Source organism: Pseudonocardia bannensis (assembly GCF_012911875.1).
GTDB lineage: Bacteria > Actinomycetota > Actinomycetes > Mycobacteriales > Pseudonocardiaceae > Pseudonocardia > Pseudonocardia bannensis.
Genome location: NZ_JAAXKZ010000016.1, coordinates 62911 through 74407 on the forward strand (window position 1 = coordinate 62911; position 11497 = coordinate 74407).

7 protein-coding genes are annotated in these 11497 nt (G+C 72.8%); 3 read left to right on the top strand and 4 right to left on the bottom strand.

Annotation, left to right across the window (positions count from 1 at the left end; translation table 11 throughout):
• The first annotated feature begins 44 nt into the window (after positions 1-44).
• Positions 45-470, top strand: coding sequence for a CBS domain-containing protein (locus HF519_RS07150; protein WP_169411333.1), 426 nt, complete (start codon positions 45-47; stop codon positions 468-470).
• A gap of 78 nt (positions 471-548) precedes the next feature.
• On the opposite strand, the gene HF519_RS07155 is transcribed toward HF519_RS07150, so the two are convergent.
• Positions 549-2393 (bottom strand): acyl-CoA dehydrogenase, encoded by a 1845-nt coding sequence (locus tag HF519_RS07155; RefSeq protein ID WP_169411335.1) that lies wholly within the window; start codon positions 2391-2393, stop codon positions 549-551.
• Positions 2394-2663: 270 nt separating this feature from the next.
• Between HF519_RS07155 and HF519_RS07160 the strand changes: the two genes are divergently transcribed.
• Together HF519_RS07160 and HF519_RS07165 are read left to right on the top strand one after the other, a co-directional pair.
• Positions 2664-3680 carry a peptidoglycan recognition protein family protein gene (locus HF519_RS07160; protein ID WP_169411337.1) on the top strand — a complete coding sequence of 339 codons (1017 nt, stop codon included), beginning with the start codon at positions 2664-2666 and terminating at the stop codon, positions 3678-3680.
• A 307-nt stretch (positions 3681-3987) separates the two neighbouring features.
• Positions 3988-6714 carry a helix-turn-helix transcriptional regulator gene (locus HF519_RS07165; protein ID WP_312859952.1) on the top strand — a complete coding sequence of 909 codons (2727 nt, stop codon included), beginning with the start codon at positions 3988-3990 and terminating at the stop codon, positions 6712-6714.
• Positions 6715-6949: 235 nt separating this feature from the next.
• On the opposite strand, the gene HF519_RS07170 is transcribed toward HF519_RS07165, so the two are convergent.
• From HF519_RS07170 to HF519_RS07180, 3 genes are all read right to left on the bottom strand, one after another.
• Positions 6950-8437 carry a dynamin family protein gene (locus HF519_RS07170; RefSeq protein WP_169411339.1) on the bottom strand — a complete coding sequence of 496 codons (1488 nt, stop codon included), beginning with the start codon at positions 8435-8437 and terminating at the stop codon, positions 6950-6952.
• The gene (locus HF519_RS07175) at positions 8434-10269 is read right to left on the bottom strand and encodes a dynamin family protein (RefSeq protein WP_169411341.1); all 1836 of its coding nucleotides are present in this window, start codon (positions 10267-10269) and stop codon (positions 8434-8436) included. The genes HF519_RS07170 and HF519_RS07175 overlap by 4 nt, the downstream gene beginning before the upstream one ends.
• 177 nt (positions 10270-10446) lie before the next feature.
• A complete protein-coding gene (locus HF519_RS07180) occupies positions 10447-11298 on the bottom strand; it encodes an IniB N-terminal domain-containing protein (RefSeq protein ID WP_169411343.1) in 852 nt (283 codons plus the stop codon).
• Between the last annotated feature and the right edge of the window lie 199 nt (positions 11299-11497).

Here is an 11497-nt window from a genome sequence, read left to right on the forward strand (position 1 = left end):
CCCTCGTCACGCAGACGATGGCGTCTCGAGAATCGGGGGTTCGGATGCGGATCGCGGACGTCCTACGACGTAAGGGCGACTCCGTCGCGACGGTCGGCCCGTCGGCGACCGTCGCCGAGGTGATCGGTGATCTCGCCGTCGGCAACTACGGTGCCCTGCCCGTCGTCGAGGGCGGCCGGCTCATCGGCATCGTGTCCGAGCGCGACGTGGTCCGCCGGTTGCACGAGCGCGGCCCGGACCTGCTCCTGGCCCGGGTCGCGGAGATCATGACCGTGGACGTGGTGACCTGCTCGCCCACCGACAGTGCGGTGGACCTGTCCCGGGTCATGACCGAGCGCCGGGTCCGGCACCTGCCGGTGGTGGTGGACGGTGAGCTGCGCGGGATCGTCAGTATCGGGGACCTGGTGAAGGCCCGGATCGACGCTCTGGAGGAGGAACGCGAGCAGCTCGAGTCCTACATCGTCGGCTGAGCGGTGGAAACAAGAACGGCGGGGGTGCCTCCGAGGCACCCCCGCCGTTCCGTGTCTGTCAGGCCCGGTCAGGCCTGATCAGAACGCGGCTTCGGGCAGGTCCATGAGCGCGTTGTCGGCGGTCTCGACGATCACGCGCTGCGCGGCGAGCTGCGGCAGTACGGTCTTGGCGAAGAACCGGGCGGCGCCGACCTTGCCCTCGTAGAACGCCTGGTCCTTGGCCGACACCTCACCACCCAGCGCGGTCAGCGCGACCTCGGCCTGACGCAGCAGCAGCCACCCGATCAGCAGGTCGCCGACGGCCATCAGCAGCCGGACGGTGTGCTGGCCGACCTTGTACATGCTGGCCGGGTCCTGCGCCGAGGCCATCAGGTAGCCGGTCAGCGAGCCGAGGATGCCCTGCACGTCGGCCAGCGCGGTGGCGAGCAGCGCGCGCTCCTCCTTGAGCCGGCCGTTGCCGGACTCGGCGTCGAGGAACGCCTGGATCTCGCCGGCCACGTGCGTCAGGGCCTGGCCGTTGTTGCGGACGATCTTGCGGAACAGGAAGTCCAGGGACTGGATCGCGGTGGTGCCCTCGTACAGCGAGTCGATCTTCGCGTCCCGGATGTACTGCTCGATCGGGTAGTCCTGCAGGTAGCCCGAGCCCCCGAGGGTCTGCAGCGACAGCAGCAGCATCTCGGTCGCCCGCTCCGAGCCGACGCCCTTGACGATCGGCAGCAGCAGGTCGTTGACGCTCTCGGCCAGCGAGACGTCGGTGCCCGCGGCCTGTCCGAGGCGGATCTCGTCCTGGAAGGTGGCCGTGTAGGTGTAGACGGCGCGCAGGCCCTCGGCGTAGGCCTTCTGCAGCATGAGGATGCGGCGCACGTCCGGGTGGTGCGTGATCGTCACCCGGGGTGCGGTCTTGTCGAGCATCTTCGGCAGGTCGGCCCCCTGCATGCGCTCCTTGGCGTACTCGAGCGCGGCCAGGTAGCCGGCCGACAGGGTGCCGATGGCCTTGGTGCCGACCATCATCCGCGCGTACTCGATGACCTCGAACATCTGGGCGATGCCGTCGTGCACGTCGCCGAGCAGCCAGCCGACGGCCGGGGTGCCGTGCTGGCCGAAGGTCAGCTCGCAGGTCGTGGATGCCTTGAGGCCCATCTTGTGCTCGACCCCGGTCACGAAGGCGCCGTTGCGCTCGCCCGGCTCGCCGGTCTCGGGGTCGAAGTGGAACTTCGGCACCAGGAACAGGCTCAGGCCCTTGGTGCCGGGCTTCGGGTCGAGGCCGGGGCCCTCGGGGCGGGCCAGCACCAGGTGCATGATGTTCTCGGTCATGTCCTGCTCGGCCGAGGTGATGAAGCGCTTGACGCCCTCGATGTGCCAGGTGCCGTCGGCCTGCTGGATCGCCTTGGTGCGGCCGGCGCCCACGTCTGAGCCGGCGTCGGGCTCGGTGAGCACCATGGTGGCGCCCCAGGCCCGGTCGATCATGATCTCGGCCCAGCGCTTCTGCTCGTCGGTGCCGTTGCGGTGCACGACGGAGGCGAAGTTCGGCCCGGCCATGTACATGAACGCGGCCGGGTTGGAGCCCAGGATCAGCTCGGCGGCGGCCCACTGCACCGACGGCGGGATGCCGTAACCGCCCAGCTCGTTGGGCAGCCCCAGCCGCCACCACTCGCCGTCCCAGAGCACCTTGTAGGCGTCCTTGAGCGACTGGGGCAGCGTGACCGAGTGCGTGGCCGGGTCGAAGACCGGCGGGTTGCGGTCGGCGTCGGCGAAGGACTCGGCCAGCGGGCCGGTCGCCACCGCGTTCAGTTCCTTGAGCACTCCGCGGGCGGTCTCGACGTCCATCCCCTCGAACGGGCCCGTGCCCATCCGTTCCTGCACTCCGAACACCTCGAAGAGGTTGAACTCGAGGTCGCGCAGGTTGCTTCTGAAGTGGCCCATCGCCGTCACCGCCGTTCCCGCTCGGTCCGGCCGGCCGTCCCTGGCGAACGGCACTACTCGCCGGTAACAGAAGCAGCTTATTACTCGCGGGTAACCACAGCAAGAGGCGATCACTCGTCGATGACCACCGGCCCGGGCGATCACACCTTCGGGTTTGTCCGTTGTGCACCCTCTGTGCGTGATGGATGGTGCACATGGTCCTGATGGGCTTGATGTGACCAAGGATTCATCACCTGGTCGGTTGGGGGGACAACCGTGGGCCGAGGCGAGGTGTCACGACGGGACGTGCTGCTGGGCGGGCTCGCGCTGGCCGGCGGCGGCATCCTCGCCGGCGGGCTGGAGTCCGATCAGGCCTGGGCCGCGGCGTCGCCCCCGATCATCGACTGCGCCGGCTGGGGCGCCCGGCCGAACAGCAGGGTCGTGCCGATCTGGAATCAGCGCCCCGTCAAGATCCTGGTGCACCACACGGCGACACCGAACGTCGCCGACTTCAGCCGCGGCGCCGCCGACCGGCTGGCCCGCGGTATCCAGAACTTCCACATGGACCGGCGGGGCTGGCTCGACACCGGTCAGCACTTCACGATCAGCCGCGGTGGGTTCGTGCTCGAGGGCCGGCACCGCAGCCTGGAGGTGCTGCGCATCGGCAAGCGCCAGGTCGAGGGCGCGCACTGCACGGGGCAGAACGTCGTCGCCGTCGGCATCGAGAACGAGGGCACCTACACCGCCGCCGACCCTCCCGCTGAGCTGTGGAACCGGCTGCGCGAGATGTGCGCCTACATCTGCAGCCAGTACGCGATCCGGCCCACGGAGATCTTCGGCCACCGCGACTTCAAGGACACCGCGTGTCCCGGCGACCGGCTCTACGGGATGCTGCCGCGGTTGCGCACCGAGGTCGCCGGGGCGCTCGGCCGCCGGATCGAGAGCAGGTCCGCGATCAAGGCGTCGTGGCCGCTGCTGCGCGTCGCCGACCGCGGGCCCACCGTGCTCGCGGCCCAGTACCTGCTGCGCGACGCCGGGATGGCCGAGGTCGTGCCCGACGGCCGGTTCGGCCGGCCGATGGCCGACGCCGTCCGCAGCTACCAGGCGGCCAACGGATTCGAAGAGGTCAACGGCATGATCGGCGGCGAGTCCTGGCCGGCGCTGGCCCGCCCGGTGCGGCGTGGCGAGGGCGGCGACGCCGAGCGCGCGGTCGAGACGCTCGCCGGCCGCCGCGGCGCCGAGAGCCTGCCCGACGTGATCACCGCGCCGGTGTGGCAGAACCTGCTCGGCACCGGCGGGGCGCCCTGATCGCGAGGCCGCCGTCCGGGCCCGCCGCCCGGCGGGAGAGGGCCATCCGGCGGACGGCGTTGGGCCGTTCCGGTGGTCGCAGACCGGACGTCCCGGCCCGATACGCTCGCTTCTCCTCACCCCGATCGGGTGAGGACGTGCAGACGCGCGACACCTGCCTGCCAGGGTGTAGCCGGTACCAGGCGACGCCCGTCGGCCGGGGTCGGCGCCATGGGGCTGGGTGCCCGGACTGCAGCGGTCGTGACACCGCCGCACCGCCGGGCCGCTCACGGCGAGGGGGGTGCGGGTGGTTGTGACGACCCGATCGGTGGCGGGTCCGGAACCGGGGAAGACCGAGCCGGACGCGGTGCTGGCCGGCTCGCCGGGGCCCCGGCGGTTGTACCGGGAGGTCGTCGCGGACCCGGACCGCGGGCGCCGGGTGGATGTGGTGGCGCCCGGCGGGCACGGCAAGACCGTCCTGCTGGACGCCCTGGCGGAGGCCTACCGCGCGGCCGGGGTGCCGGTGCTGCGCGCGCTACCGGCCGCCGGGCAGCCCGTGGACCCCGATGCCGCACTGATCGTCGACGACGCGCACCTGCTGACCGGGCCGGAGCTGGCCCGGTTGCGGGAGTTGGCCGCCGACCCCGCACGGCGGGTCGTCGTCGCGCACCGGCCCTGGCCGCAGTCCCCGGACATGGCGGCGCTGGGTGCTGCCCTGGCCGCTGCCGGGCCGCCGCTGGTACTGGGTGCGCTGGACCGCAGCGGTGTCGCGTCCCGCGCGGCTCTGCAGCTGCGCGAACGCCCGCCGGCGGCGCTGGTGGACCGGGTGCTCGAGCAGACCGCCGGACTCCCCGACCTGGTCGACCGGTTGCTCGCGGCGACGATCGAGCAGGTCGGCCCCGCGGGCCGGGCCCGGCTCGCCGAGCCGGGGTCGTTGCCCGCCGAGCCGCCGGCCGGGTTGGTGCAGCAGCTCGGCTACGCCGTCTACGGGCTGGAGCGGCGGGTCCGGGAGCTGCTGGTCGCGTTCGCGCTCGGGGCGCCCCGTGATGCCGAGGTCCTCTCGCCGCTGCTCGGGCTCGCGGACTCCGCGGGCGGGGGCATCGACGAGGTCGAGGAGCTCGTCGAGGAGGCCCGGGCGGCGGGCCTGCTCACCGCCGACGGCCGCCTCCCACCCCTCGTCGCGGCCGCCGTGACCGGCCGTACCCCGACCGCACGACGTCTGGAGCTGCGCCGCACGCTGGCCGAGATCGAGCTCGACCGCGGTGGCAGCGTGCTCGCCGCCGCCCGCGGCCTGCTGGACACCGGGGCCGCGGGGTCGCGCGCCGCCGAGGTCTTCACCGCGGGCGCGGAAGAGGCGGTACGGGCCGGGTCAGCGGCTCTGGCCGGCCGGCTCTACGCGGCCGCGGTGCAGGCGGGCGCCCCGGCGCTGCGGCTCGCTCCCCGCCGGGCCGAGGCGGCGGTGCTGGCCGGGGATCTCGACGCGGCCCTCGCCCAGGCCGACCACGTGCTCTCGGCCGTTGACCAGGTGGAGATCTCCGATGCGGTGCTGGCCGGCACGGTGGCCGCGGCGGTGCTCGCGCACCGCGGGCTGCTGGGCCGCAGCGCCGAGCTCTATCGCTGGATGAGCGGTGCCACGGAGGCGCTGCCGGGTGCGGCCGCCCTGATGGCGGTCCCCGCGCTGATCGGCACCGGCGCCCTGGACGAGGCTCGCGCGGCGCTGCGGACACCGGCTCCCCCCGGCGACGGCGCGCCGCCCGCGCCCGGCCGGCTCGGTCGGCCGCCGACGCTGCTCGCCGGTGCCGAGGAGCTGATGGGCCGGGGCGTCTACGACTCGGTGGCCGGCTCACCGACGGCTGCGCTGTCCCAGCTCACGCGGGCGGCCGCACTGCTGGAGTCGTCGAACCGGGCGGCGCTGCTCCCCGACACCCCGGCTGCGCTGGCGGCGCTGGTCGCGGTGCACTGTGGAGAGCTGGACGTCGCACAGTCGGTGTTGGACCGCGCGGTGCAGGTCCGGCTGGGCGGGCCGGCCGCGGCGGCGCGGCACCGGTTGCTGCTGGGCTGGATCGCGCTGTTCCGCGGGGCCACCTCGACCGCGCGCTCGCTGCTGACCGCCGCGTCGCCGGCCGGTGCCCGGCTGGAGCCGCGCGACGAGCTGCTGGCTGCGGCGTTGGAGGTGGCGTTGGCCCGCCGGAACGGCGACCTGGCGTCGCTGATGCCGGCGTGGGGGCGTGCCCGGGAGGCCATCGTCCGGCATCCGGTCGATCTCTTCGTGTTGCAGCCGCTGGGTGAGCTCGCGATCGCGGCCACCCGGCTGCGCGAGCCGAGCTGGGTACGGCCGCACCTGGACGAGGCGGAGACGCTGCTGTCGCGGCTCGGCGACCCGGCTCTGTGGTCGGCGCCGCTGCACTGGTCGCAGCTGCACGCCGCGATCGTGGCCGAGGACCGCGAGGCCGCCGAGCGGCACGCGTCCGCGCTCGCGGCCGCGGCCGGGGCGAGCCGCTACGCCGCCGCGATGGCCACCGCGGCGCCGCACTGGGTCCGGCTGATGGACGCCGACGTCGACGCCGAGGCCGTCGAGGCCGCCGCCCGCGGGCTGCACGCGGTGGGGCTGTCCTGGGACGGCGGGAAGCTCGCCGGACAGGCCGCGATCCGAACCCGTGACCGCAAGGCGATGAGCGCCCTGTTGGGATGTGCGCGGGCGCTGCAGAGCAGCGGGCCCGGCTCGGCCGCGGCGGCGGCCCGTCCCGTGCCCGCCACCGACGTCGCTGAGCCGGCGAGCCCGCTCCCGCCGGCGCCCGCAGCGGGTCGCCGGCCCGCGCCGGCCTCGGAGCCGGTGGTCGAGGAGGCCGGCGACGGGCAGCTGAGCGAGCGTGAGCGCGAGGTGGCGACGCTGGTGCTCGACGGTCTGACCTACAAGCAGATCGGCGAGCGGCTGTTCATCTCGGCGAAGACGGTCGAGCACCACGTCGCGCGGATGCGCCAGCGGCTGGGGTCGAACAGCCGCGGCGAGCTGTTCGCGCACCTGCGCCAGATCGTGGGGTCGCCGGGCGAGTGAGTCGCACCTCGGCCCGGCGCCTCGGGGCCCGGGCGCTCAGCCACCGTTGCCGGGCCCCGTGATCAGCGGAGGTGGGACATTTGCTGCGCTGTTGCGTCTGATGTCCCGCAAGCCCTGAGCATGCGGCGCGCAGGTCGACATCATGGGCGGGCCGACGTGATGCGTCAGGCCCTGGACGTCGGCCACGTCGACGAGCTGGTCGTGTCGATCGCCCCGGCGGCGGACACCGCCGGTGTCACCGCGGCGGCCGGCTCAGCCCGGCCAGGATGCCTTCGCCGCTGCGCACGACCACCCGCGCGGCATCCGCGGTCGCCCTGTTCGACAGTGGACTCTCGGCACGCCGCTGCCAGCGGACGACCGCGTCCAGCGCAGCCGCGCGCAGCTCGTCGACGCCGGCCTCCGGGGGCAGCCCCAGCCGGGACGCCGCGGAGCCGCCGTCTCCGCCCAGCAACCGCTCGGCGTCCTCCATGGCGTCGGCGGGCAGCCGGATCCCGCCGGCCCGCAACGCCGACAGCATGCGCAGCTCGATGAACTCGTGCGCGCCGGCGAGGATGCGCTCGAGCTCGGCCACCAGCGGCGCGGCCGAGGGCCGCGGCTCGCGCTGCAGCACGATCTCCACCGCCAGCAGAGCGGAGCGGGCCTTGAGCAGGTCGCGGCGCTCGGCGAACTGGTTGGCCAGCACCGTGCGCAGCTCGTCGAGGCCGCTGCGCTTCACCAGCTCCTCGGCCACCCGGGACGGGTCCTTGATGCCCTGGCGCACCAGCGTCGTCCCCAGCCGGACCCCGAACAGGCCGAACCGTTCGATCAGGCGGGCCCGGGCGTCCGTGTTCGGCGACGCCAGGTCGCCGCGGACGAACCGGTCGACGGACAGCAGCATCGAGTCCAGGTCGGCACGCGGCAGCGCGGCGAGCTCGGTGAGCGCGACGAACTCGTCCTGGCGCATCGTGCGGCCGGTCTGGGCCAGCAGCCCGGCCACGGCGACGACGGTCTGGCACAGTCCGCGGAGCTTGTCGTCGGAGCGGTAGCGCCGCGCGATCCGCCGGGCCGAGCTGAGCGCGTCCAGGCGTCCGACGCCGATCTCGTCCGCTCGGGAGAGCACCGCGATCGTGTTGATCGGCGTGGCCCGGGCCACCCCCTGGTCGAAGAACGACTCGAGGAAGCGGACGTCGCTCGCGTGCAGGTGCCGCATCAGGTAGACGACCGCGTCGGCCTGGGTCGGGGAGTCCTCGGGGGCGAGGAAGGCCCCGGCGCGGGCCGAGGTGTCCGCGGACAGCGATGCGATCCCGGGGGTGTCGATCAGGGTGGTGGACCGCAGGTTCTGCGACGGCCAGTCGACGACGAGCCGATCGACGTCCTCGGTCGGCGTGCCCTGCAGGTCGAACGACAGCGCGCCGCCCGACCGGGCGATCGCCAGCTGCCGGGGCGGCGCGCTGCGCGGGTACATCACCACCCGCGGCACCGGGGCGTCCTGGTACCAGGTCACCACGCGGGTGCACTCGCCCGCGTCGGTCGGTGCGATCTCCTCGCCGACCAGGGCGTTGAGCAACGTGGACTTGCCCGCCTTGACCTTGCCCGCGATGGCCACCCGCAGCGGCTCGTCGAAGCGGCCGAGGTGGTGCTGCAGCCAGCCGACGGCTTGCGGGCTGTCGTGGTAGGTCTCGATGGTGCGGCGGAGCAGGACTCGGACGACGGCGCCGAGGCTCGGCGCGGCGGGCCCGCTCATGCCTTGCCCTGCGCGGCGCCGGTCGGGGTCGCGGACAGCAGCGCCCTGGCCCGCTCGGCCAGCCCGTCGATGCGGCTCAGCTCGGCCTTGAGGTCGCGGATGCGCTGGTCGCGCTGCGACGTTTCGGTCTTCACGGCGCTCTGTGCTGCCGCGACGGATCCTGCCAGCGAGGTCGACACCTCCTCGGCCAGTGCGGTGAAGTGGTCACGCAGGTCGCGCTGGGTCCGGCGCAGCATGTCGCGGGAGTCCTTGGAGACCTGGAAGGTGACCTCGTCGATGTGGCGGCGCACCGCGTTCTTGGCCTCGGCCTGCCGCTTCTGCCGCAGGCGATTGCGCTCGTCGCGTACCGTCTTGCCGCCGAACAGCAGGCCGGCCCCCAACGAGATCGGGTTGAGCAGCCCGATCCCGGCGACGCTCGTCGCGAGGCCGATCATCAGCAGGCCACCGTAGCCGCCGCGCATGCCGGTGAACAGCTTCTGCCCGATGCCGAACTTCTCCTCGACCGGCTGCTCGAGTGCATTGACCTTGCCCGCCATCCCGCCGGAGTTGTCGAAGCGCAGGTCGGGGAGCGCGACCTCGGCGCCCGCGGCGAAGTGGTCGGCCACCTGACCGGCCAGCCAGCGGGCACGCTCGGCGGTCCAGACGAAGTTGGCCGAGGCGGCCGAGGAGACCTGCTGGTGGAACCACTCGGCGAACTGGTCCCAGATGTCGGCCGGGTCGGCGTCCTCGAGCAGTTGCTCGGCCTCCCTGCCGATGGAGCGCAGCCGGTCACGCAGGTCGTAGTCGATGTCGGAGATCAAGTCGGCGACACCGTCGTTGAGCGTGGTCTGCCAGCGTGCCGAACGCTGCCGCAGCTCGTCGGCCCGCGCCTTGGCCCGGGTCAGCTCGGAGACCAGGGCCTCGGCGCGCTCCGGGTCCTCCTGCGCCATCAGCTCGGCCTTCATGCTGGCGGCGAGCTGCTCGGCGACCGCGAGGACGTCCTGGCTGGTGGAGCGGCGGTCCAGGTCGTCGGCGCGGGCGACGACCTTGCGCAGCAGGAAGCCGATCAGCTCCTTGAAGCCGGACTCCTCCATCAGCGCGGCGTCCTGGGTCTGCGCGGCGTGCAGGCGCAGCGTCGAGGACACCGGGAAGACCTCGGCCTGGATGCCCGCCGTGGCCAGGTGCCCGCGGTCGAGCTCGACGATCTGCCGCCAGTGCGGGTACAGGTCGGTCTTGGTGACCACGCAGGCCACGTTGGGGCACAGCTTCATGGCGGCCGTGAGGAACTCCAGTTCCGGGGCCGTGTACTCCTGCGCGGCGTCGGAGACCAGCACCACCGCGTCCGCGCTGGGCAGCGCCGACATCGTGGCGGCGCCGTGTGCGGACCCGAGCCCCCCGACGCCGGGGGTGTCGACCAGCACCAGCCCGCCCGCCAGCAGCTTGCGGGGAAGCCCGACCTCGGCGTAGGACAGCTGCGCCTTGTTGCCCGGGTTGCCGGCCTCGGAGACGTACTCGGCGAGCCGGCCGATCGGGACCTCGGTGCGCTCCGGCGGGCGTTCGTCGTCGGTGCCGGACTCGCGGACCAGGGTCACCGAGGTGGTCTCGGAGTGCCGGACGACCGTCGGGACGGCGGTGGAGATGTCGTCGTCGACGGGGCAGACCGGGGCGTTGACCAGCGCGTTGACCAGCTGGCTCTTGCCCTGCTTGAACTCCCCCACGATCAGTACCCGGACGTTGGGGTCGGCGAGCCGTTTGCGGGTGTGCCGCAGCCGGGCCCCGAGGTCGGGCCGCTCGTACGCCGTTGTCGCCTTCAGGGCGAGGTCGACGAGATCGACCGCTGCCGGAACTGCCACGGCCTTGCTGCCCTCCTCGCCGTCCACCGGAGCGGACGTGTCGCCTGAGACTGCACTGCACCCTTGTGCCTACACGACGAAGCCGGCTCCGCCATCCCGGGGTGTCCGGAAGTGGTGGAGCCGGCTCGTCGGTCAGGTCAGGCTACCGGCTGGTGGCCGGTGCGGCGCTGCCGATGGTCAGAGGGGGAGGTCGGTGTTGCCCGACTCGGTCACGGTCGCCTCGAGCTCGGTGTTGAACGAGTTGTCGACGCTGTTCTGGCTGTTGTCGTTGCCCGAGTCGTTGACGCTGGCGTCGACGTCGACGTTGCCCACGTTCTCCAGGCTGTTGTCGCTGTTGTCGTTGCCCGAGTCGTTGACGCTGTTGTCGCTCTCGTCGTTGTACGAGTCGTTGGTGCTGTTGTCGGTGTTGTCGACCGTGGCGTCGCCGCCGGAGGCGAAGGCGGCGCCGTCGCCGAGGTTGACGTCGCCGCCGACCTCGGTGCTGGTGGCGTTGCCCGCGCCGAAGGCGGTGGTGTTGCCGTCACCGTTGACCACGCTGTTGCCGTCGCCGACGACGTTGCCGTCACCGGTGGTGATGGTGGAGTCCTCGATGTCGTCGCCGGCCGCGACCGCGCCGTCGCCGGAGGCGACCACGGAGTCGATGTCGATCTCCTGGTTGAAGTCGCCGCCGCCGGTGTCGATCTGCTGGTTCACCGAGTTGTCGACGATGGTGTCGCGGTCGTCGACGTAGTTGTTGGTGATGTAGGTGTTGAGGTACTTGACCGCGGCCTCGTGGTCGCTCTCGCCCGGCTCACGGTGCGGCGGCGGGGGCAGGTGCACGTGGTTGCCGCCGGTGTTGTACTCGCGGTCGAAGTCGGCGTCCTGGTTGTCCTCGACCAGCACGAGCGCGTCGTGAACGTCCTCAGGGGTCAGCTCGGTCAGGCCGCAGGAGGCGAGGAACGCGTCCGGGTCGTCCTGGAAGGCGGCCAGCGCCTCGTCGTCGCGGAGCAGGCTGAGCAGCAGGTCGAGCAGCGAGGTCGGAGCGCTCATTTTCGGGTCATCTCCTGAGGAAGAAGTTCGGTTCGGCTGCCGGACCTGGTGTCCCGGCGTTGAGAAGAAAGTTAGGACGGTCCGGTCCCCGGGCCATCGGGGATCGGCCAGGGTTCGGGATCACGTCGGTGCGGGGGCCGGCAAGACCGAGACCATGGCGGCCCGGGTGGTGTGGCCGGTGGCCACCAGCCACACCACC